Raw genomic sequence first — 24,912 nt, forward strand, 5'->3', positions numbered from 1 at the left:
ATCACCACGATGTTAATCAGGACTAGGTTTAGTGCGTTAGTAAGCATGTAATTAATACCAAAGTTTGTTCATTAACTTGTTCAATATTGCGAAGTAATCATATTTCTTCGCTGTGTTTATGTATTATTACCGCGATGGTGCTTTTAAGTCAACCTAAAAACAATCTAATAAAACCTTTCCCAACGCATTTAAAAGGCATAAAAATCTAATAAAAATAAATGAGTAGATTTATTTCTCTCATATAGCTAAGAAATGATATTTCATACCTGCTAATAGGCTTTTTTATGGTTTGATTAATTTTTAAAAATAAAACGAATTAAAAAGTAATAACGCATCACAGTAAGCAAGTAGCTTCGCTTAAGTAACTCTTTAAGTATTGAACCCTATTATGTGCTCATCGAGCTTTTGAGTGGCGGATTAATGTCTAGTCCTATTTTTTATCAAACTAAAAAATTGCATTTAGCCGTATTTAAATAATCCGCTTTTACTTTAGCCTATAGTGTTGGTTTATTTATCGTGTTGCTTGTCGCTTTGAGATCAACGCTCATCATCAAGTTAAGTCACATTTTTCCTGCTTATTACATTACCGAATAACAAAAATTAAGGTAGTATTTATACTTAAACCACCCGAAGATACGAATTTCAGATGGCATTAAAAGCGATTTAAGCAAGGTATTGACTGCAAATAATAGTCGTTTTTTAACTAATAACGTAAACCAGCCCGTTGGGCGTTACACAGACACTTACTTTCATCGTTGTTACTTCTATAAAGGGGCTGGCATTGTGAAACGCTAAATTATGCATCTTGAGGTGGTTGGGTACCTCTCACTCTGCTTTTTATCTATTAAGGAAAATTATGAATATTTTGCCACGCTTAACAGCCTACTTAACTTTTACACTACTACTAACGAGTTTTGCTAGTAATGCTGAACCTGCCTTGTGGCAAATTGAAAAAGAAGGGGTTAAGTCGTATTTATTTGGCACTGTACATGTTGGCGACAGTACCATGAAAGGACTGTCTAAAAAAGTAACCAACGCCATAAATGCCAGCGAAAAAGTAATTGTTGAAGTTGATATCAGTACCATTAGCCCTGCTGAAATGCAGCGCCGTTCAATGCCATTTATGATGCTTAAAAACGGCCACAAGCTACAATCTCAATTATCACAGCAAAATTACCAAAAGCTCACTGATTACTTTAAAAATAAATCAATAGATATTGCCATGTTCGATAAGTTTGCACCGTGGGCCGTAATGGTCACTATGATGCAAATTGAATTTCAAGAAGCCGGCTTTTCTGAGCAAAATGGTATCGATAAGCAAGTGATTACTTATGCTAAAAGTAAAAACATTCCCATTGGTGAGCTAGAAACGCTTGAGTATCAAATGGAAATGTTCACTAACTTATCGCTACTTAGTAACGAAATGATTGAAGAAACCTTTGAACAACTCGCCGACGTAGAAAGCTACTTTATAAACTTAGTCAATGCATGGAAAACGGGCGATATGGATACCCTTACTGATTATTACAACACCAGCTTTGATGACAGTAATTACGGTGAAATTAGCGAACAAGTGATGCTGATTGAGCGCAACGATAATTGGGTTAAAAGCCTCACTCCACGCATAGGCAAAGAAAAACTATTTATCGCCATAGGCGCGCTACACCTGCCTGAAAAGCACGGTTTATTAAAACAACTTAAAGACCAAGGCTTTACTATCACTCGCCTTTGATTAAACGTCAATGAAGGATATAAACGCTTAGGCAGCTCAACTTAAGCGTTTATATTCCCTAAAAAAGATTCTAACAGGTAACTATATAACGAAAATACTCAGTCAATAACATGATATCTGAAGTCAATATCTGACCCTCTACTATCTGTTGATTGCTTGTTATGTTTACTGGATCTGAAACATTGATTGAATTTGATCATCAAACGTGAATGTATTTAATACCCATTCATTACGAGGTTTATAAAAATAAAACTTCCAACGAAGAACATGTTTATCAAATTTTTGGAGATACAATATTAGCATTAGAGATTCGCCAACTTCTTCTATAGCAGCTACTTCTACACTAATAGTTTTCCCAAAACGCTGTTCAATAACAGGTTGCTGCATCTTCATTTGATCGATTAACGCAAAGTATTCATCATCTGGAACTATGAGGTAAGGTTTTGTAAGCTTAGTTCCTGCTTCCATATTACCTTTGCCCATTTCTGCCATAACACTTTTAGCTAATTCTTTTGCTTTTTCCTTAGAAGGTAAAGTGTCAGCTAATGTATTTAAGCTAAACAAAACTAAACTAAGGATTAATAGTACACTCTTCACGGTAACTCCTTTATATGATGTAAATATAACAGCTTATTCTGTCCCATTTAGCTGGTTAATAGCACTTAAGAACGGCATACATTACACGCTGTCATACATTTATAAACAAACAATTAAAACAACCTACGCTTTAAAATCTGCCATATCTAAATAGTGTACTATGCCGGCTATTTTATCTTTTGCATGGTGGTTTACATAAATTACGGTACTGCTGCCTGCGGCACATATTTTTTCAATCAGTAGTAATACCCGCTGGCGGTTTGCTTCATCAAGCCCTAAACATGGCTCATCCAGGATAAGTAATGTGGGGTGTTTAACCATAGCCCGTGCAATCAGTAGCATGCGTTGATCCCCATACGAAAGCGTTGAAAACGAGCTGCTCTTAAGTTTACTCAAACCTAATAACTCCAGCCATTGGGTTGCTAGGTCTATCTGCTTTTGGGTCGCTTGTTGATATAAGCCAATGCTGTCGTAAAAGCCTGAAATAACTGTGTTAAGCGCAGAAATACTCACTCGATAATCCATATGCAGCGCATTAGATATATAACCAATATGTTGCTTTATATCCCAAATACTTTCGCCGCTGCCGCGTTTAAAACCAAATACTTCAATGTCGTTGTTGTAACACTGCAGATTATCACCGGTGATTAAATTAAGTAGACATGTTTTTCCTGAGCCATTTTTACCACTTAACTGCCAATGCTGACCTTTATTAATAGTCCAATCAAGCTGTGAAAAAATAGACTTATCAGCATATTTAACATGGCCTTGAGTTAGCTTTACTAGTGTTTTATTGGTAAATATGGGGGCGCTGTGTGAGCTGTCTTTATTAGGTATGGTTAGTGTTGTTTGCTGTAAGTGCATTAGCTTAAATAAATCAGCGCGTTGCTGCATATCCGGGTGGCTAAGCTGATGTACTAACTTGCCATTATCCACATAACCAAAGTGGCTAATAAAAGCAGGAATTTCATCTAATCTATTCAGCACGAATACCATACAAGTACGAGCGCTAAGCTCAGTTAAAAAAGCGTTTAACTTTTCGGTCATACTGCTATCAAGACCATCAAAAGGCTCGTCTAATATGACTAATTGCGCGTTACTACTCAGTGCTTTAATTAACATTAGCTTTCGAGTTTCACCGGTAGAAAGTGCTCTGAACTGCTTAGTTAATAATGGTTCGAAGTCAAAATCATCAATTAAACGCTGGCAAAGTGTATGGTCAAACAATGGGTTATCCGCGCTGTGCTGTGCGATTATATCTTGCACCGTTCGCGCTTTGGTTTTTCCATCTAAAATATCATCTTGGTTACAAAGTAGTTCTTCGTTAATGAGCTCTTTTTGCGTTTGCGACGAAACAATTTGATAGCTTACATCATCCTCAGTTCGCTGCCCTTCAATGATCTTGGCATTACCCACCAATAATGCACTGAGTGCAGATTTACCCGCGCCATTTTTGCCAAGCAATACCCAGTGCTGATCAAGTGCTACATGCCAATTAATATTCTTTAAAAGAAACGCTTGATCTGGTTGGAAAGATAAACTGGCATGGACATTTTTTAGTTGAATTAAGGGCACGTTTTAACCTTAGTGAGTGATAACTTAATATTTGAATTTCAATAAAAATACCTGAGTTAGCCCGCGATGGCTAGTCATAACCTGTTAGCAAACAAAACCCCAGCGAGGTCACTGGGGTTTGTCAAAAACAAGTGTGTGCATTAACGGTTTTCTAGGCGATTATAATCAAACAGTCCGTATTCTATTTCGCGGTACTGTTTGGCAACTTGGTGCAAAATATCGCTGTATTGCCAAAACTGTGGATGAGTTCGGCGAATAGCCAGCTCAGCTTTTAAATCACGGTAATCTTGTTCAGTTTTTAACAGCGGCATTTGCTTTGCAAACTCTGACACTTGCTGTTCATTGTGCAAATACCAAATTGCTTCTGGGTAATCGCCAATAAAGCCAGGTACTATTGTTACTGTATCCTCACTATATGCACGTTGCCCCTCTTCGTTTAATAAACTAGAGATATTATAGTGTGCGTTGTGGTGAATTATTGAATAAGCTGCATGCTCGTTATCACCTTCTTTAACTAGCACAAATGATACTTGCGGTAATAAGTTAATCGCTTTTGCCGGCATAGTATTAATTGCCTGCAGATCCTTAGGTACTTTTTTATAATCATAACGCGGACTTAAAACTGGTTTTAATGCTTTTTTAATTAAGCCGTACAGCTCGTGCTGGTGTTCATTTGTCTTGTAAGCAATACCTGTAGGCTGACTAAACTCTTTACTGTCTTCAAAAAATGCGGTTAAGCTTAATGGTGCTTTACGGTACCAATTTGCTTTAAGCTCTTTACGTACTTCTTTTGGTAAAAACGCTAAAAAGTTTTGTTCTCCTTCAAGACGTAAGAAATCCATATAAAGTCGCGTGATCAGTTGATGACCAACATTACCGTATACGTCAAAGCCTGCGACCAATAAGTAATGAATACGCTCAAATAATGCATAGTCTAGTACCCACATAGTTTTTGGTTCTTGGCCTATTAGCCCTTTAACTACGGTAGCACTGTCAAAGTGGCGGAATATAGTCAATGCCGCATTCTTATTAATGCCCTCACCCTGCCATAACATATCTGTAGTAAGGTTTTCGTCGTCCTTAAATATCTTATCCGCTAGTTCAGCTTTAGCTTTGAGGTATTGATTTTGGCGTTTTGAATACTTAACCCAACTTGAGATAGGTAGCGCATTACTTTCTTCTGCCGCAGGAAGTTCCAATGCATCTTCGTGCTGCAATAACATTTCATCAACTGCTGGTGTGGCCACTTTATCAGGATCTGCAAAGGCAACCCAAAATTGGTCATTTATTACATTCAGTGCTATCTGACCACGACAGACTGGTCCTTTAATAAAGCCCATAATTATTAGCTCAGATTCATCAAGCATAAATTGATATTTAGACTTTACCGGAATAGCAGAAAATGTTTTAAACGGGTTAGAAGCTACATCGACTCGATAGCTAGGTAGCTTTTCAACTTTATAATCTTGTTCTATAAACTGCTGATTTAAACGCGCTAGCTTACTGTCATCTAAAGATAGCGGTAAATGTGTTTTTGCTAAAATAGTTGAGCGTTCTTGCATTAAACGATAATAAACACGCTCTACACCTGGGTCATCGTAAGGTCTTCGCGTATTTACTAAATTAATTTCTTGCCCTGGAGGTGTGGTTGAGCGCACTAATTTAAAAAAGCTTTTAGGACCATCTTCAGGAAAGTAAATATGCGCTAAATACCAGTGTTCAAAAATATAACGTGCGGCAAGTTGATACTTTAAGCCATCTTGATTTAAGAAGCTTTCCCAGCGTTTAACTTGTGATAATACCGCTTTACTTGGTGCTTTTATATGCGCCATCTTGCCGCCGTTCTTAAGCCATTTTTCAAGATGCTGAAATTCGCTTCGAGAAACACCAGGTAAGCCATACGGCATACCTGCATGCGGTTTGTTGCTTGCAAAGTGGTTAAACTCGCCCATAGTTGCACAGGTTTGTTCGCGGTTTAGACTAAAGTCAAATTCATCATCAAGTACATCTTCAGCAGGTAAAGGCGAACTTTGCTTTAACACCAAAGCGTTATATAACACAGAGTCTGCCAAGTTGGCCTGCTCAGTCTGGGTGCGCTCATTGAGAACTGGGCTGAAGTTTTTTTCACGCCACTGAGCAGTATTAGTCGCATCATACAATAATCTGCTTGGCTCAGAGGCAAATAACCGAGTGCCATTATATATGCGCTTTTTACTTAAGCCACGATCAATACCTTCTGGGGATGACAGCTTTAATTGACATGGTGCGTCATAACAGCCATGACAAACCACACAGCGTGTATCAAGCACCGGTTTTACGTATTGTAAATACTCAGCACCAGCGCCCGTATTTTCTTGGACCATACGTTGTCGAGTTTGCTCTGGGCCGAACAACTCATCGTAATGAGCAGCACTTAAGTAAGCACAACCACTTAACACCATCAAGGAAACGATTAAAAATAACTTCTTTCTCATTTGTTTACTCTACCTCATCACCTAAATCAAAAGTGGGCATCATATCCACTTGCGGTGAAACAAAAGAACGCTCATCTTCTGTAGTTAGTAAAGCACTTAGTAAGGGCCCTTGCGTTAAGGTAAGTTGCGCTTGGTGTGGTTGCTCTAAAAGTTCACTAAACTGCTTGTTAAGCATGTCTAACTGATAGTCAGCTAAATTAATTGCGATACTACTATCGGCATTTGGATTTTGGCACAGCTGTGTGAGTAACGTTTCATCAAGAGAAACGTTGATTAATAAATCTGGTTGCTCAATATCTCGGGTGTTTAAGGTGTCATCAAAAAGAAATAAAGGCAGTGTGAGATTGCTGTCTTGCTCATGTTCCATAGGGTACTCATTATAATGCTAATCGCGCGTATGACTAATATTATAACAAATATATAAGTTTAGGTAACTACTGGTATTTTCAAGATAGTTCGTACCTATCTCCCCCGGGAATTTCTGCTTCTTTAGTATCACAGGCTCAAATTAAAGTTAATACAACGATTATCAAAGGTAATGTATTTGATTACACTTACATCACCCATTGATGATTGCTGTATTGAAAATACTACGCTTTAGCAATGGTGTTATTACAACTGTTAACGGTAACCATCCAGTGCGCGAGAAAATCACTTGGCTATTCATCACTCACTTCAAGAATACCGACAATGGGCTTATCAATGGGCTTATCAATGGCTTTAAACAATATAGTCCATTTCGGACATAGTTATTTTACCAATGTAAATTTATATCTAAGCAAGTTACGGCTATTAATACTATTTATCAGGGCAAGATCATACTTAACTTGATTATTACTTCGAATCTGTGATCAAATCGCCTTTTTCTCAAAGGCGATTAACATGTCATTCATCAACCATTTCAACGACATTCAAGATACTCGTTCACACATCAACAAAAAACATGAATTGCTGGATGTTATATTCCTTACAGTCACTGCGATTATTTCAGGTGCTGAAGGGTGGAAGGATATTAAGCAATTCGGTGACAGTAAACTGACTTGGTTACGTAAGTTTCGTTCATTTGAAAATGGTATTCCTGTCGATGATACGATTGCTCGTATCATTAGCTCACTGGCCCCTGAAGCTTTATTAGCTTGTTTTGTTTCTTGGGTTAATGAGCTTAGAGATGCGAATAATCAAAGCGTCATTGCCTTTGACGGTAAAACACTTCGCCATTCTTATGATGGTGATAAAAAAACAGCTATTCACAGTGTTTCAGCTTATGCAGTTGAACAGGGCCTAGTACTAGCACAATGCAAATCCAAAAGTAAGAAGAATGAAGTATCAACAGTGATGGCACTTATTGAATTACTTGAGCTTAAAGGCAATATCATCACAGCAGACGCGATGCATTGTTTAAAGAAAGTGACGAAAGCCGTCAGCAAGAAAGACGGAGACTATTTGCTGCAAGTGAAGAATAACCAAGGAAAATTGAACAAAGAAATTCAAGCCTACTATCACAAAGTCAGACGAGAGCAGCCATCACTCATCCAGCAAAATAGCCATGAAACAGTAAATGATGGGCATGGTCGAATAGAGCAGCGCACGTACACTCAACTGTTGGTGACAGATTGGCTTGAGCAGCGCCACGGTTGGGTCAATTTCAACTCCATAGTCGAGGTAGTACGACAGCGTTATGTTGGCGATAGTCATACAATGGAAACGAGTTATTACATCAGCTCGCTAGGGATAAACCCAGAGCAAGTAGCCAAGTCTATTCGCCAGCATTGGGGAATAGAAAACTCAGCACACTGGGTATTAGATATGACATTTAAAGAAGACGATTCACGTATTCGTCGAGGTGATGCCCCCGAGAATATGGCGACCTTCAGACGATTTGCGATGAACTTAGCGAAATTAAGCGCGATAAAAGACAGTATGAAAGGTAAGTTGAAACAGGCTGCTTGGTCAGATGAGGTAAGAGAGCAGCTTATTTTAGGATAAATAACGCTCAAGTATGATTTTGCCCTGTACTATTTATAACAATGAATTAAATTAATATTATTATCAATCGATGTTTATTTTGAGTAACCTTTAAATGTTTGCTATTGATTATACAAGCAAACAAATGTATAAATACGAATAATTATTACTATCATAACAAGTAACAGTAATTCATGAGCATTAAATATTTACCTTTTCTACTTACTCCATTAGCTGCAGTGGCTAACTCTCAAGCAGATATTGAACGGATCACAGTATCTGCTACTAGAAGTACAGCACCGGTTAGCACCGTACCTGCGACGATTAATGTTATTAGCGCAGAAGACATTGCCAAGCAGCTCGCTCATACACAAGATATTTCACAAATCCTCGGTAACTTATTACCTAGCTTTTCGCCTAGTCGCCAAAAAATGACCGGTTCAGGTGAGACATTACGTGGTCGTGAACCTCTTTATATGATTGATGGTGTCCCGCAGACAAACCCACTACGTAATGGTTCACGTGATGGTAATACTATTGATGCAGCTATGATTGAACGCATTGAGGTAATAAGCGGCGCTAATGCAATTCAAGGTATGGGTGCCAGCGGCGGTATTATAAATATCATCACTAAAACACCAGGCGATGATACTCATCAAGTAAGTGCCGGCTTTAGTACGCCAACCTCGGGTGGCAGTGACAGTCAAAGCTACAAAACCAGCTATTTATTCAGTCAAGAAAAAGATGACTTAAGCTTAGTGGGTGGCGTTTCAGCACGTAGCACCGGGATGTATCGCGATGGTAATGGCGATTTAGTCGGCCTTGATGGTAGCCAAGGCGATACCCAAGACTCTCAAAGTCTCGATTTTTTTTTAAAAGCTAAGTACCAGCTGGACGACAACCAAAGTATAAAAATGATGGTTAACCATTACAATATGGAGGGTAATGGTGATTATGTTGCAGTAAGTGGTGACCCAGAAAACGATCTACCAACGACTGCTGAAAAAAATGATATTGAAGGTGAAGCACCACGAAACCGTGTAACAACACTTACCTTTGACTACAACAATACGAATATTGCTGGCGGCACGCTCTCTTGGCAAGTATTTATGCAAGATTTTGCCGCAATGTATGGCGGTGGTAATTTTGCGACTTTCCAAGATCCGGCTTTCGGTGATGATATTTTTGATCAATCACAAAATAAATCACAAAAGTTTGGTAGCCGCCTAACCTACGCCAAAGATAACTTAGCAGACAGTAATTTTGATTTGGTTACAGGGCTTGATTTGTTAAGTGATGAAACCTATCAAGAGCTTTCGCAGACAGGCCGTAATTGGGTACCCGAAACCAAATTTAATAACGCCGCTCCTTTTGCACAATTACGTTTTGATGGCTTTGAAGATTGGACACTTAATGTCGGTACACGTTATGAGTACGGTAAATTAAAAGTTGCTGACTTTACTACTCTTGCTTCTTACGGTAGCCAATTTGTAGAAGGCGGTGAACCGAGCTTTAACGAATTATTAAGCAATGTGGGGGTTGTGTATCAAGTAACAGATGACTTACGCTTTTATGCAAGCTACAGCGAAGGCTTTAGTATGGCGGATGTAGGCCGAGTTTTACGAGGGATCAATCAACCCAATCTGGCAGTGGATAACTTTTTAAATCTTGAGCCGGTTATTTCGGATAACCGCGAAGTGGGTCTTGAGTACGCTAATAATAGCTTTAATTTTAAAGCCGGTTACTTTGAGTCTGACTCTGATTTAGGCGCTCGCTTAGAGGCTGATAGTGATGGTATTTATAGCGTAGAGCGTGAACGTACTGAAATTGATGGCTTTGAAGCAAGTGCCCAGTATTACTTAAATGACAACACAACTTTTGGTGCTAACTACGCGGACACTAATGGCCAATATGACGGTGATGCAGATGGTATAGTGGAAAGCGATTTAGGTGGCAGCAATATATCGCCAACTCGCTTAAACCTATACTGGCAACAACAGTGGCCCAATAGCATAAATAGCCGCCTACAAGTTAATAAACTATTTGATCGTGACTTTAACACCGGCGGTGAGTTTGATGGCTACATCACAGTTGATTTATCAGTTAATTATCAAACTCAGCAATATGGAGCATTTAGCCTAGGCGTTGATAACTTAACTGATGAGTTTTATATCACCTATTACAGTCAAACTAACCCTTCTGCAGCTAGCTACTTTGCAGGCACTGGCCGTGTAGCAAGCGTTACCTGGGACTTTGCTTTTTAAAAGGTGTTTATTTACAAATAAAAGAGCACTCCGGTGCTCTTTTTTAGTGGCTACGGCCACTGCTCCCTTGCACTAAAACTAAACACAGCACAATACCTTCTAACTTTTCTATAGGCATTAAAAAAGGCCACCTAAGTGACCTTTTTAGTAAGTAAATTAGCTAAGCTAATTATTACTTAACGATAGTTGCTACAACACCAGCACCTACAGTGCGGCCACCTTCACGGATAGCAAAACGAAGACCTTCGTCCATCGCAACTGGCGCGATAAGCTCTACAGTCATCTTGATGTTATCACCAGGCATTACCATTTCTACGCCTTCTGGTAACTGTACGTCACCTGTTACGTCAGTTGTACGGAAGTAGAACTGTGGACGGTAACCTTTGAAGAATGGAGTATGACGGCCACCTTCATCTTTCGAAAGTACGTATACTTCTGAAGTGAAAGTTGTATGTGGGTTGATTGAACCTGGCTTAGCTAGTACTTGACCACGTTCAACGTCTTCACGTTTAGTACCACGTAGAAGTGCACCAATGTTCTCACCAGCACGACCTTCGTCAAGTAGCTTACGGAACATTTCAACACCAGTACAAGTAGTCTTAGTAGTATCTTTGATACCTACGATTTCTACTTCGTCATTCACGTTGATGATACCCGCTTCAACACGACCCGTTACAACAGTACCACGACCTTGGATAGAGAAAACATCTTCGATAGGCATGATGAATGGCTTATCGATGTCACGCTCTGGCTCTGGGATGTAAGAATCTAGTGCTTCTGCAAGCTCAACGATCTTGTCTTCCCATTGCTTTTCGCCTTCAAGTGCTTTAAGTGCAGAACCTTGAATTAGTGGTAAGTCATCACCTGGGAAGTCGTATTCAGAAAGAAGTTCACGAACTTCCATCTCTACTAGCTCAAGTAGCTCTTCGTCATCAACCATGTCACATTTGTTCATGAACACAACGATGTAAGGAACGCCAACTTGGCGAGAAAGTAGGATGTGCTCACGCGTTTGTGGCATTGGGCCATCAGTCGCCGCAACTACTAGAATAGCGCCGTCCATTTGTGCAGCACCCGTGATCATGTTTTTTACATAATCGGCGTGGCCAGGACAATCTACGTGTGCGTAGTGACGAGTTGGCGTATCGTATTCAACATGTGAAGTTGAGATTGTGATACCGCGCTCGCGCTCTTCTGGAGCGTTATCGATTGATGCGAAATCTTTAGCAACACCGCCGTATACTTTTGCAAGTACGTTAGTGATTGCTGCAGTTAGGGTTGTTTTACCGTGGTCAACGTGGCCGATTGTACCTACGTTTACGTGCGGTTTTACGCGTTCAAACTTTTCTTTTGCCATCTTAAAAAATTCCTATAAAGAAATTAAAGGTCCAGCTCATTATTGAGCCAAACCAAGCTAAAAATTACTTAAGTGCGAGCTGCAATTATTTTATCCGCAACATTTTTTGAGGCTTCAGCGTACTTCAAAAACTCCATAGAGTAAGAAGCACGGCCCTGTGTTGCAGAACGCAGATCAGTAGCATAACCAAACATTTCAGAAAGTGGTACTTGAGCGTTAACTTGTTTAAGTCCGCCAAACGCATCTTCCATACCTTCGATTATACCACGGCGACGATTTAAGTCGCCAACTACATCACCCATGTTTGTCTCAGGAGTGAGTACTTCAACCTTCATCATTGGCTCTAAAAGTACTGGATTTGCTTCAAGCGCACCCTGTCTCATTGCCAGTGAACCTGCTATTTTAAATGCCATTTCATTCGAGTCTACATCATGGAACGAACCATCATATAAAGTCGCTTTAACGCCAAGTAACGGGTAGCCTGCCAGCACACCTTGAGCCATTTGCTCTTGGATGCCTTTGTCTACTGCAGGGATGAATTCTTTAGGAATAGAGCCACCTACGGTTTCGTTAACGAACTCGTAAATTGGTGCATCATCATCCGAAACATCCATCGGTTCAAGTTTAACCCAAACATGACCATATTGACCACGCCCACCTGATTGACGTACGAACTTCCCTTCAACTTTTACAGTTTCACGGATAGCTTCGCGGTATGATACCTGCGGCTTACCAACGTTGCATTCAACACTGAATTCACGTTTCATACGGTCGACAATGATATCAAGGTGAAGCTCACCCATACCAGAGATAATTGTCTGGCCTGATTCTTCGTCAGTTTGTACACGAAAAGAAGGGTCTTCTGCCGCTAGTTTACCTAGCGCGATCCCCATCTTGTCTTGGTCAGCGATTGTGCGAGGCTCAACCGCAACAGAGATAACTGGTTCTGGGAATTCCATACGCTCAAGCGTAATAATGGACTTCGGATCACACAGTGTCTCACCTGTTGTTACGTCTTTGAGACCAATAGCTGCCGCAATATCGCCTGCGTAGACTACTTTGATCTCTTCACGTGAGTTTGAATGCATCTGAACGATACGACCAAAACGCTCACGCTTATTTTTTACTGGGTTATATACCGCGTCACCCTGTTTAACAGTACCAGAGTAAACACGGAAAAAGGTTAAAGTACCAACAAACGGGTCTGTTGCAATCTTAAAAGCAAGTGCAGCAAACGGCGCTTTATCATCAGCAGGACGTTCTTCCTCTGTACCATCTTCGAGGATACCTTGGATTTGTTTCACTTGTGTTGGAGAAGGCATAAACTCAACAACGCCATCAAGCACTGCTTGAACGCCTTTGTTTTTAAATGCACTACCACAGGTCACAGGAACAATTTCGTTCGCTAATGTACGTTGACGTAAAGCATTTTTAATTTCTGCTTCACTTAACTCTTCACCTTCTAAATACTTATCCATTAGTTCTTCTGAAGCTTCAGCAGCACTTTCAACTAAATGAGAGTGCCATTCTTCTGCAAGCTCTTGAAGATCTGCCGGTATTGCCTCATAAGTGAAAGTCATTCCCTGGTCTTTATCATTCCAGTTAATAGCTTTCATTTTTATAAGGTCAATAACACCTTTAAAGTCGTCTTCAGCGCCAATTGGCAGCTGAATTGGAACAGGCGTTGCTCCAAGACGAGATTTCACCTGGCTAACAACCGTTAAGAATTCAGCGCCCGTGCGATCCATTTTATTTACGAAGATCATTCTCGGAACTTCGTATTTGTTCGCTTGACGCCAAACAGTCTCAGTTTGCGGCTGTACACCCGATGAAGCACAAAGAACAACTACCGCACCATCTAATACACGTAAAGAACGTTCTACTTCGATAGTGAAATCCACATGTCCTGGAGTATCAATAATATTGATTCGATGGTCGTCAAATTGCGCGTCCATCCCTTTCCAGAAACACGTAGTTGCAGCAGAAGTGATTGTAATACCACGCTCTTGTTCCTGCTCCATCCAATCCATAGTTGCGGCGCCATCATGTACTTCACCAATCTTATGAGAAAGACCGGTGTAGAACAGAACACGTTCTGTTGTGGTGGTTTTGCCTGCATCTACGTGAGCGACAATACCGATATTGCGATAGCGCTCAAGTGGAGTTGTACGTGCCATAAAATCCTCTTAAAGGTTAAGGACAGATTACCAACGGTAATGTGCGAATGCTTTATTCGCTTCAGCCATACGGTGAACGTCTTCACGTTTCTTAACCGCAGTGCCTTTGTTGTCAGAAGCATCAACAAGTTCTTGAGCTAAACGTAAGCCCATAGATTTCTCGCCACGCTTACGTGCAGAGTCTACTAACCAACGCATACCTAATGCGTTGCGACGTACTGGACGTACTTCAACTGGTACTTGATACGTAGAACCACCAACACGGCGAGATTTAACCTCAACCTGTGGGCGGATGTTTTCAAGTGCAGTTTCAAAGATTTCAAGGTGCGGTTTGCCTGATTTCTCAGCAGCCACGTCTAGCGCACCATAAACGATTTTTTCAGCAGTAGATTTCTTGCCGTCTAACATTACGATGTTAACGAACTTAGCAAGAAGTTCCGATCCGAACTTAGGATCTGGAAGAATTTTACGTTGACCTATTACGCGTCTTCTAGGCATTTTGTATCTCCGGTTTATTCAGGTTTGCTCTTTCGAGTCAATCACCCAAAACAATAATTAAAAATATTTAGTGCTTGGCCTTACTAACGGAATACAATTACCCTTTAGGGCGTTTTGCACCGTATTTAGAACGAGCTTGACGACGGTCGTTAACGCCTGCACAGTCAAGTGCACCACGAACAGTGTGAAAACGCACACCTGGTAAATCTTTAACACGACCACCACGGATTAGGATAACACTATGCTCTTGAAGGTTATGACCTTCACCACCAATGTATGATGTTACTTCGAAACCGTTAGTTAAACGTACACGAGCTACTTTACGTAACGCCGAGTTTGGTTTCTTAGGTGTAGTTGTATATACGCGAGTACATACACCGCGCTTTTGCGGACACGCTTTAAGCGCAGCTGAGTTACTTTTCGTAACCTTGCTACGGCGTGGCTTACGCACTAGCTGGTTAATAGTTGCCATTTAAATAGCTCCTGATTGATTAAAATTACTACTGAAAAAAATAAAAAAATCCGCCCTTTTTACAAGCTTGTTACAAACACGCAAGTAAATGGGTGGCGGAATTTTAATGAGCAAAGTTTAACCTGTCAACCTAAACTACGCGTGAGGCAGAAAATATCTGCCTCACTAAAGCCTAATCTATTGATTAAGCTGAGTTTATTGATTTCCTGACAAGTCAGCGTTTAAAGCGTCAGTTAGTGCTTGAGTTGCCTCTTCTGCACTTACTGTTTGCTCTTCAACGATGTCAACTTGCTTACGACGGGCCATACGGTCCTGATGATACGAAAAGCCGGTACCGGCTGGGATCAATCGACCCACAATTACGTTCTCTTTCAGACCACGTAGCTCATCACTCTTACCATTTACAGCGGCATCAGTTAGGACACGAGTTGTCTCCTGGAACGAGGCTGCCGAGATGAAAGATTCGGTCGCTAGTGATGCTTTTGTGATACCCATTAATTGGATTTCAAACTTAGCAGGGATCTTACCTTGTTTTTCAAGGTCGCGGTTTGAGATATTCACTCGTGCCACTTCGATTTGTTCACCGGCTAAGAACTCAGTATCACCACCGTCTAGAATGGTACATTTACGTAGCATTTGACGGATGATTGTTTCAATGTGCTTATCATTGATCTTAACGCCTTGCAAACGGTAAACCTCTTGCACTTCGTTAACGATGTAGTTAGCAACATGAGTCACACCACGTAGGCGTAAGATGTCGTGTGGCGACTCTGGACCATCGGCGATAACTTCACCTTTAGACACTTGCTCACCTTCGAACACGTTAAGTTGACGCCATTTAGGGATCATTTCTTCATAATGATCGCCTTCAGCTGGAGTAATAACTAAACGCTTCTTACCTTTAGTCTCTTTACCGAAGCTAATCGTACCGGTTACTTCAGCTAAGATAGCTGGTTCTTTCGGTTTACGGGCTTCAAATAAGTCGGCTACGCGTGGTAGACCACCCGTGATATCACGAGTTTTCGAGCCTTCTTGCGGAATACGTGCTAGCACGTCACCTGGGTTTGCATTCGCACCATCTGTTACTTCAATCGTAGTGAATGCAGGAAGACGTGTTTCTTGCAGACCGCGCTCTTCATTTTCAATGATAAGCTTTGGTTCTTTCGCATTAATCTTAGCAAGATCTTTAACAACTACACGGGTTAAACCGGTTAGTTCGTCAGTTTGTGCTTCCGTATTTGAGTCATCAACATCGCTAAACGATACTTTAGACTTATGCTCAAGTACGATTGGGTGACTATGCGGGTCCCAAGTAGCAACGATATCGTTACCTTGAACTTCTGCATTGTCTTGCACTGTTAATACCGCGCCATAAGGCACTTTATAACGTTCTTTCTCTCGACCATGGCTATCGATGATAGTGATCTCGGTAGAACGTGAGGTAATAACAATCTTACCGTCTGTATTTAATACATATTTGGCATTGTGAAGTTTCAATGTACCGTTAGTTTTAACTTGTACATTGTTTTCAGCTGACGCTCTTGATGCTGCACCACCGATGTGGAAGGTACGCATCGTAAGCTGTGTACCCGGCTCACCAATTGACTGCGCCGCGATAACACCGACTGATTCACCCGCGTTGATGATATGACCACGTGCTAGGTCACGGCCATAACACTTAGCACAAACACCAAAGTCGTTATCACATGTGATAACTGAACGTACGCGAACTTCATCTACTGAATGCTCTTCTAGAAGGTCACATAGTTTTTCGTCAAGCATGATATTACGCTCAACTAGTACTGTGTTCGTTCCAGGGATCACAACTGGCTCAGCTACAACTCGACCAAGTACACGCTCGCGAAGTGCTTCTACAACATCACCACCTTCAATAAGCGGTTTCATTGTTAAGCCATCTTCAGTGCCACAATCATCTTCGTTAATTACCAAATCTTGTGCAACGTCTACTAGACGACGTGTTAGGTAACCCGAATTCGCTGTTTTCAGTGCTGTATCGGCAAGACCTTTACGCGCACCATGCGTTGAGATGAAGTACTGAAGTACGTTTAGACCTTCACGGAAGTTAGCCGTGATTGGCGTCTCGATGATTGAACCATCTGGACGTGCCATTAGACCACGCATACCAGCTAGCTGACGAATCTGAGCGGCACTACCACGAGCACCTGAGTCGGCCATCATAAACACTGAGTTAAATGAGGCTTGCTCTTCTTTTTCACCTTTAGCATTAATGACGGTGTCTTTAGATAAGTTAGACATCATTTCACGCGATAAGTTTTCATTTACACGTGACCAGATATCGATAACTTTATTGTACTTTTCACCAGCCGTTACAAGACCTGATTGGAATTGTTGGTTTATTTCAGTTACTTCAGCTTCAGCTGCTTCAATGATCTCTGCTTTAACCGGCGGGATAACTAAGTCATCAATACCGATTGAAACACCTGACTTCATTGCATAGTGGAAACCGGTGTACATAACTTGGTCAGCAAAGATAACTGTATCTTTAAGACCTAGACGACGGTAACACTCATTTAATAAGCCAGAAATCTGCTTTTTACCAAGGGCTTGGTTGATTAACGCAAACGGCATGCCTTTTGGTAAAATTAGAGACAAAATAGCACGACCTACTGTGGTATCGATTACAGTAATAGTATCTTCTACTACACCAGCTTCGTTCTTCACTGATTGGCTAATACGTACTTTCACGCGAGCATGAAGGTCTGTATTGCCACTACGATATGCTTTTTCTGCTTCTTTAGGATCTTTAAAGATTGCACCTTCGCCTTTAGCGTTGATGCGTTCACGCGTCATATAATAAAGACCTAATACAACATCCTGTGAAGGAACGATGATTGGCTCACCATTCGCAGGAGAAAGAATGTTGTTAGTCGACATCATAAGCGCACGCGCTTCTAATTGTGCTTCAATCGTTAACGGTACGTGTACCGCCATTTGGTCACCATCGAAGTCGGCGTTATAAGCCGCACATACTAATGGGTGCAAGTGAATTGCTTTACCTTCGATAAGCACAGGTTCGAACGCTTGGATACCCAAACGGTGAAGTGTTGGTGCACGGTTAAGTAATACTGGGTGTTCACGAATGACTTCGTCTAGTACATCCCATACTTCCGCTACTTCACGTTCAACCATCTTCTTCGCGGCTTTGATTGTCGTAGCCATGCCACGACGCTCTAATTTGCCATAGATAAATGGTTTGAATAACTCAAGTGCCATCTTCTTAGGAAGACCACATTGATGAAGCTTAAGTGTAGGACCAACCGTGATTACAGAACGACCTGAATAATCGACACGTTTACCTAGTAAGTTCTGACGAAAACGACCCTGCTTACCCTTGATCATATCAGCAAGAGATTTAAGAGGACGTTTGTTAGAACCTGTTATAGCACGACCACGACGACCGTTATCAAGTAGCGCATCTACCGCTTCTTGTAACATACGTTTTTCGTTGCGTACGATAATATCTGGTGCAGCTAAATCTAGTAGACGCTTAAGACGGTTATTACGGTTAATAACACGACGGTAAAGGTCATTTAGATCAGAAGTCGCAAAACGACCACCGTCTAGTGGTACTAATGGACGTAGATCTGGTGGCAATACTGGAAGTACTGTCATGATCATCCACTCAGGGTTATTACCTGATTGGTGGAACGATTCCATTAATTTAAGACGTTTAGTGATCTTTTTACGCTTAGTTTCAGAGTTAATTGTTGGTAACTCTTCACGCATTTCAGCAATAAGTTGGCCAAGATCAAGTTCACGAAGCAAGTCTAATACTGCTTCAGCACCCATCTTCGCCTCAAACTCATCACCGTGCTCTTCTAATGAATCTAAGTATTCTTCTTCACCAAGTAGCTGGCCACGTTCTAACGTAGTCATACCTGGCTCAGTTACCACGAATGACTCGAAGTAAAGAACACGTTCAATATCACGAAGCGTCATATCAAGCATTAAGCCGATACGTGACGGTAATGATTTTAAAAACCATATGTGTGCAACTGGGCTCGCAAGGTCAATATGACCCATACGATCACGACGCACTTTAGTGAGTGTTACTTCAACGCCACACTTTTCACAGATCACACCACGGTGCTTAAGGCGTTTATATTTACCACATAAACACTCATAATCTTTCACTGGCCCAAAAATACGGGCACAGAATAAGCCATCGCGTTCAGGCTTGAAAGTACGGTAGTTGATTGTCTCAGGTTTCTTTACTTCACCGTATGACCATGAACGAACCATGTCTGGAGAAGCAAGACCAATGCGAATTGCATCGAATTCTTCGGTCTTATTTTGTTGCTTCAGAAACTTAAGTAAGTCTTTCACCTTAGCTCTCCTGTCGGAGGTTAATCTTTAGAGCGGATAGTTTCGCCCCTACATTCTATTCGGCCGTAACAGGCGCTACCTTAACGGTAGCGCCTAATTGGCTTAATTTTCTTCCAACTCGATGTTGATACCCAGTGAGCGGATTTCTTTTAACAATACGTTAAACGATTCTGGCATACCTGGCTCCATCTTATGGTTACCATCAACGATGTTTTTATACATCTTAGTACGACCGTTCACGTCATCCGATTTCACTGTTAACATTTCTTGTAGAGTGTAAGCAGCACCGTAAGCTTCAAGTGCCCATACTTCCATCTCACCGAAACGCTGGCCACCGAACTGTGCTTTACCACCCAGCGGTTGCTGAGTAACAAGGCTATAAGAACCAGTTGAACGTGCATGCATTTTGTCATCAACTAAGTGATTCAGTTTCAGCATGTACATGTAACCTACGGTTACTTGACGTTCAAACTCATCGCCAGTACGGCCATCATAAAGTGTTACTTGACCACTTCGTGGATAACCACCTAACTCAAGCATGTCTTTGATTTCGCCTTCTTTTGCGCCATCAAATGCTGGAGTAGCAATTGGTAAACCACCTTTTAAGTTTTCAGCTAAGCGACGAATTTCGTCATCAGAGAAGCTAGCAATATCTACTTTTTGACGGCAATTACCGATCTCGTAGGCTTGCTTGATGAATTCACGTAGCTCATGAAGCTCACGTTGTTCTTTCATCATTTCTTCTAAACGCTCACCGATACCACGTGCAGCTAGACCCATATGTGTTTCAAGGATCTGACCGATATTCATACGTGATGGTACACCTAGCGGATTCAATACGATGTCTACAGTACGACCTTTTTCATCGTATGGCATATCTTCTACTGGTACGATAGTCGAGATAACACCTTTGTTACCATGACGACCCGCCATTTTATCACCCGGTTGGATACGACGTTTAACAGCTAGGTATACTTTAACAATCTTAAGTACGCCTGGTGCTAAATCATCACCTTGAGTAATTTTACGACGTTTAGTCTCAAACTTTTTATCGTATTCAGCTTTAAGCTCATCGTACTGGGCAGCTAGTTGCTCAAGCTCAGCTTGCTTATCTTCAGCAGCAAGACTTTGCGTAAGTAGTTTTTCTGCATTTAAGGTAGCTAATGTATCTTCAGTTAGACCTGACTCGATAAGTAATTTACGAGCACGGTCTAACACGCCAGCTTCTAAAATACGGAACTCTTCGTTGAAGTCTTTCTTCGCTTCGCGAAGCTGCATGTCTTCAACTTCCAACGCACGCTTGTCTTTTTCAACACCATCACGGGTGAAGACTTGTACGTCGATTACAGTACCAGTTACAGAGTTTGGTACACGTAAAGAGCTGTCTTTAACGTCTGACGCTTTTTCACCAAAGATAGCTCGTAGTAGCTTCTCTTCTGGTGTTAATTGCGTTTCGCCTTTAGGCGTCACTTTACCTACTAGGATATCGCCACTTTTTACTTCAGCACCGATATAAACAACACCTGACTCATCAAGTTTGCCTAGTGCAGACTCACCCACGTTCGGGATATCTGCAGTGATCTCTTCAGGACCTAATTTAGTATCACGGGCGATACACTGTAGCTCTTGAATATGGATAGTCGTTAAACGATCTTCTTCAGCTACGCGCTCTGATAGTAAGATTGAATCCTCGAAGTTATACCCGTTCCATGGCATGAAAGCCACGCGTAGGTTTTGACCAAGGGCTAAGTCACCTAAGTCAGTAGAAGGACCATCTGCTAACACATCACCACGAGTTACCGGTTCACCAACCATACAAGTTGGCTTTTGGTTAATACAAGTGTTTTGGTTAGAGCGAGTGTATTTAGTTAAGTTATAAATGTCGATGCCAGCTTCACCAGCGACACGTTCATCTTCACGTACGTTTACAACGATGCGACTCGCATCAGCGTACATAACTTCACCACCACGTTTTGCAACAATCGTAACACCAGAATCTTTTGCTAGTGTTAACTCAATACCTGTTCCTACTAACGGTTTATCCGCTTTCAATGTTGGTACTGCTTGACGTTGCATGTTTGAACCCATCAATGCACGGTTAGCATCATCGTGTTCTAAGAACGGAATAAGTGCTGCCGCTACAGAGATCACCTGTTGTGGTGATACATCCATATATTGCATATCCATGCGACCCATAAAGGTGGACTCACCTCTATGACGACATGGGATTAGTTCATCAATAAATTCATTGGTTTCGGTTAGGTTTGAGTTCGCCTGTGCGATAACAAACTTACCTTCTTCAATAGCTGATAAGTAATCAACATCATCAGTTACAACACCGTTTACCACTTTGCGATAAGGTGTTTCTAAGAAACCATAGTCATTAGTACGTGCGTACGTTGACAATGAGTTAATTAGACCGATGTTTGGACCCTCAGGTGTTTCGATTGGACATACGCGACCATAGTGAGTTACGTGAACATCACGTACTTCAAAGCCTGCGCGTTCACGAGTTAGACCGCCCGGACCTAATGCAGAAATACGACGCTTATGCGTTACTTCTGATAGCGGATTATTTTGGTCCATAAACTGTGATAACTGAGACGAACCAAAGAACTCTTTAACCGCGGCCGAAATAGGTTTAGCGTTAATAAGATCTTGTGGCATGATCGCATCTAGGTCACCTAAGCTTAAGCGCTCACGTACAGCACGCTCAACACGTACTAAACCTACACGGAATTGGTTCTCAGCCATTTCGCCAACACTACGAATACGACGGTTGCCTAAGTGGTCAATATCATCAACATCGCCAACACCGTTACGAATAGCAATTAATACTTTCATAACCGAGACGATGTCTTCTTTATCTAGTGTGCCTGAGCCTGTATCAGAATCGTAACCAACACGGCTGTTGAACTTCATACGACCTACGGTTGATAAGTCATAACGTTCTTCAGAGAAGAATAAGTTCTGGAATAAGGCTTCAGCCGCGTCTTTTGTCGGTGGCTCGCCTGGGCGCATCATGCGATAAATTTCTACAAGAGCCTCTAAACGGCTGCCGGTTGTGTCGATACGTAAGGTATCTGACATGTACGAGCCGCTGTCCACTTCATTGATATAAAGAGTATCAATTTTAGTATGACCTGCTTTAACTAACTCAGCCATCAACTCAAGTGATAACTCGTCATTGGCATTTGCGATAACTTCGCCAGTTGACTCATCAACATAGCTTTTCGCAATAACACGGCCAATAATGTACTCATGTGGTACTTCTAGGTGGCTAATGCCTTTTTTCTCGATGCTCTTGATGTGGCGCGCGGTAATACGACGACCCGATTCAACAAGCACTTCACCGTCTTCACCTTTTATATCAAAGGCAGCGGTTTCACCACGTAAACGTGCCGGTACCAGTTCCATTAGAACTTTACCGTCAGTTACTTCAAACGTCGTGTTATCGAAGAAAATTTCTAAAATTTCATCGGTAGAATATTCAAGAGCACGTAAAATAATAGACGCCGGTAATTTACGACGGCGGTCAATACGTACATATAAGTTATCTTTTGCATCAAATTCGAAGTCTAACCATGAACCACGGTAAGGGATTACACGTGCGTTATAAAGCACTTTACCTGACGAGTGAGTTTTACCTCGGTCGTTATCAAAGAATACACCAGGGCTACGGTGTAGCTGAGAAACGATAACACGCTCTGTACCATTGATTACAAAGGTACCGGTATCGGTCATGAGCGGAATTTCGCCCATGTAAACTTCTTGCTCTTTAATGTCTTTAACTGTGCCTGGAGCTTCTTTGTCCATTACTATCAGACGCAATTTTACGCGAAGTGGAGCAGAATAAGTCACACCGCGAATTTGACATTCTTTTACATCGAAAACTGGCTCGCCAATACGATAACTTACGTATTGAAGCTCAGAATTTCCCGAGTAGCTTTTAATTGGGAACACTGAACGGAAGGCAGCTTCCAAACCATGTTCGCCATCAGCGTCCGGGACTAAGAATTTTTTAAACGATTCTAACTGTGTAGACAGTAAGAAAGGTATATCCAAAACTTGTGGACGTTTACCAAAATCCTTACGGATACGTTTCTTTTCAGAATAAGAGTAAGCCATGGGGTTCCTCAGCTTGCTGATCTTTGACCCGACCTGTTCTTGTAAGAACAGACTTAACTGGCATCTATGCCAAGATATACAACATTCAATTGTTGTTCTAGCAAACTCTCACTTTCAACACTAGCAAACTATAAAGCCTTGAAAGTAAAGAGAAAACCAGATTTTATTTGCGCTATAAGAAACATCGCTCTATAGCGCAAAAAGGCCGGTGATTAAATAATCACCAGCCCTTGCCTGATTTCTCAGGCAGCGAACCTAGCATAAGCTAGGTTACTTAACCTCAACTTCAGCACCAGCTTCAGTAAGATCTTTTGCAAGTGCTTCAGCTTCTTCTTTAGATACACCTTCTTTAACTGGTGTAGGAGCAGCTTCAACAAGCGCTTTCGCTTCTTTAAGGCCAAGGCCAGTAGCGCTACGAACAGCTTTGATTGCCGAAACCTTGTTAGCGCCAGCGCCAGTAAGGATTACGTCAAACTCTGTTTGCTCTTCAGCAGCTTCAGCAGCAGGGCCAGCTACTACAGCAGCAGCTGCAGTTACGCCGAATTTTTCTTCCATTGCTTCAACAAGAGCAACAACGTCCATTACTGACATTTCAGCAATTGCGTCAAGGATTTGGTCTTTAGTTACAGACATTACAAATTTCCTAATAATTAACGGACTTTACGTCCAAAAAAATTTTACACCGAAAGGGAGGTTAAACAGCTTAAAATTAAGCAGCTTGCTCTTCTTTCTGTACACGTACTGCTTCAATTGTTTTACACAATTTGCCAGCAGACGCTTCTTTCATAGCGCTCATTAAGCGTGCAACAGCTTCGTCGTATGTAGGTAATGTAGCAAGCATTGCTGCATCAACAACATTTCCTTCAAAAGCGGCCGTTTTAACTTCGAATTTCTCATTCTTTTTCGCGAAATCTGCAAAGATACGCGCAGCAGCACCAGGGTGCTCTGATGAGAAAGCGATTAAGCTAGGACCAACTAATGAATCAGAAAGGCATTCAAATTCTGAACCTTCAAAAGCACGTTTTGCTAAAGTGTTACGGACAACTTTCATCCAAACACCGTTCTCACGAGCTTCTTTACGAAGGGCAGTAATTGCGCCAACTGTTACACCACGAGAATCTGCGATTACCGCAGAAAGAGCACCTTTGGCTGCTTCGTTGACTTCAGCAACAATTGCTTTTTTGCCTTGAAGATTTAAAGCCATGGGTGTTACTCCTGGTTTAATGGGGTCACCGACACTCGGCTTCCCTGTTCTACTCTACCCCACCAAAAAGGTGGAGATGCTTTTTACGGCGAGAGCCAGAA

At 41.5% G+C, this 24,912-nt stretch carries 15 protein-coding genes; 3 read left to right on the top strand and 12 right to left on the bottom strand.

The features are described 5' to 3' along the window. Positions 1 to 856 precede the first annotated feature (856 nt). Positions 857 to 1,732, top strand: coding sequence for a TraB/GumN family protein (locus tag ACT3S9_RS14180; RefSeq protein ID WP_441993150.1), 876 nt, complete (start codon positions 857 to 859; stop codon positions 1,730 to 1,732). A gap of 165 nt (positions 1,733 to 1,897) precedes the next feature. Here ACT3S9_RS14180 and ACT3S9_RS14185 read toward each other — a convergent pair whose 3' ends face one another. The 4 genes from ACT3S9_RS14185 to ACT3S9_RS14200 form a co-directional block, all read right to left on the bottom strand. After that, on the bottom strand, positions 1,898 to 2,329 hold the full coding sequence (locus tag ACT3S9_RS14185; RefSeq protein WP_441993152.1) for a hypothetical protein: 432 nt from the start codon (positions 2,327 to 2,329) through the stop codon (positions 1,898 to 1,900). Positions 2,330 to 2,452: 123 nt separating this feature from the next. Beyond that, a complete protein-coding gene (gene modF / locus ACT3S9_RS14190; RefSeq protein ID WP_441993154.1) occupies positions 2,453 to 3,904 on the bottom strand; it encodes a molybdate ABC transporter ATP-binding protein ModF in 1,452 nt (483 codons plus the stop codon). Positions 3,905 to 4,044: 140 nt separating this feature from the next. Then, positions 4,045 to 6,378: a fatty acid cis/trans isomerase gene (locus ACT3S9_RS14195; RefSeq protein ID WP_441993155.1), complete on the bottom strand. Its 2,334-nt coding sequence runs from the start codon at positions 6,376 to 6,378 to the stop codon at positions 4,045 to 4,047. A 4-nt stretch (positions 6,379 to 6,382) separates the two neighbouring features. Continuing rightward, positions 6,383 to 6,745: a hypothetical protein gene (locus ACT3S9_RS14200; RefSeq protein WP_441834549.1), complete on the bottom strand. Its 363-nt coding sequence runs from the start codon at positions 6,743 to 6,745 to the stop codon at positions 6,383 to 6,385. A 515-nt stretch (positions 6,746 to 7,260) separates the two neighbouring features. On the opposite strand from ACT3S9_RS14200, the gene ACT3S9_RS14205 reads away from it, so the two are divergent. Continuing rightward, entirely contained in the window at positions 7,261 to 8,364 is a 1,104-nt protein-coding gene (locus ACT3S9_RS14205) for an ISAs1 family transposase (protein ID WP_096793603.1), read from the top strand. 173 nt (positions 8,365 to 8,537) lie between these two features. Then, on the top strand, positions 8,538 to 10,607 hold the full coding sequence (locus ACT3S9_RS14210) for a TonB-dependent receptor (RefSeq protein ID WP_441994657.1): 2,070 nt from the start codon (positions 8,538 to 8,540) through the stop codon (positions 10,605 to 10,607). 172 nt (positions 10,608 to 10,779) lie between these two features. Here the strand turns inward: ACT3S9_RS14210 and tuf are convergent, their stop codons facing one another. From tuf to rplJ, 8 genes are all read right to left on the bottom strand, one after another. Continuing rightward, positions 10,780 to 11,964: an elongation factor Tu gene (gene tuf / locus ACT3S9_RS14215; RefSeq protein WP_444751003.1), complete on the bottom strand. Its 1,185-nt coding sequence runs from the start codon at positions 11,962 to 11,964 to the stop codon at positions 10,780 to 10,782. 68 nt (positions 11,965 to 12,032) lie between these two features. Continuing rightward, on the bottom strand, positions 12,033 to 14,141 hold the full coding sequence (gene fusA, locus ACT3S9_RS14220) for an elongation factor G (protein WP_444511372.1): 2,109 nt from the start codon (positions 14,139 to 14,141) through the stop codon (positions 12,033 to 12,035). A gap of 27 nt (positions 14,142 to 14,168) precedes the next feature. After that, positions 14,169 to 14,639, bottom strand: a complete 471-nt coding sequence (gene rpsG / locus ACT3S9_RS14225; protein WP_444511371.1) for a 30S ribosomal protein S7 — start codon at positions 14,637 to 14,639, stop codon at positions 14,169 to 14,171. 97 nt (positions 14,640 to 14,736) lie between these two features. Then, positions 14,737 to 15,111, bottom strand: coding sequence for a 30S ribosomal protein S12 (gene rpsL, locus ACT3S9_RS14230; RefSeq protein ID WP_010367657.1), 375 nt, complete (start codon positions 15,109 to 15,111; stop codon positions 14,737 to 14,739). Between the two features lie 195 nt (positions 15,112 to 15,306). Then, positions 15,307 to 19,479 carry a DNA-directed RNA polymerase subunit beta' gene (gene rpoC / locus ACT3S9_RS14235; protein ID WP_444511370.1) on the bottom strand — a complete coding sequence of 1,391 codons (4,173 nt, stop codon included), beginning with the start codon at positions 19,477 to 19,479 and terminating at the stop codon, positions 15,307 to 15,309. A gap of 102 nt (positions 19,480 to 19,581) precedes the next feature. Next, entirely contained in the window at positions 19,582 to 23,607 is a 4,026-nt protein-coding gene (rpoB, locus tag ACT3S9_RS14240) for a DNA-directed RNA polymerase subunit beta (protein WP_441992915.1), read from the bottom strand. Positions 23,608 to 23,877: 270 nt separating this feature from the next. Beyond that, positions 23,878 to 24,240: a 50S ribosomal protein L7/L12 gene (gene rplL, locus ACT3S9_RS14245; protein ID WP_441833690.1), complete on the bottom strand. Its 363-nt coding sequence runs from the start codon at positions 24,238 to 24,240 to the stop codon at positions 23,878 to 23,880. 76 nt (positions 24,241 to 24,316) lie between these two features. Then, positions 24,317 to 24,811: a 50S ribosomal protein L10 gene (gene rplJ / locus ACT3S9_RS14250; protein ID WP_444751004.1), complete on the bottom strand. Its 495-nt coding sequence runs from the start codon at positions 24,809 to 24,811 to the stop codon at positions 24,317 to 24,319. Positions 24,812 to 24,912: the final 101 nt, after the last annotated feature.

Origin of the sequence: Pseudoalteromonas sp. AOP31-A2-14, assembly GCF_052378035.1 — a bacterium.
Classification (GTDB): Bacteria; Pseudomonadota; Gammaproteobacteria; order Enterobacterales; family Alteromonadaceae; genus Pseudoalteromonas.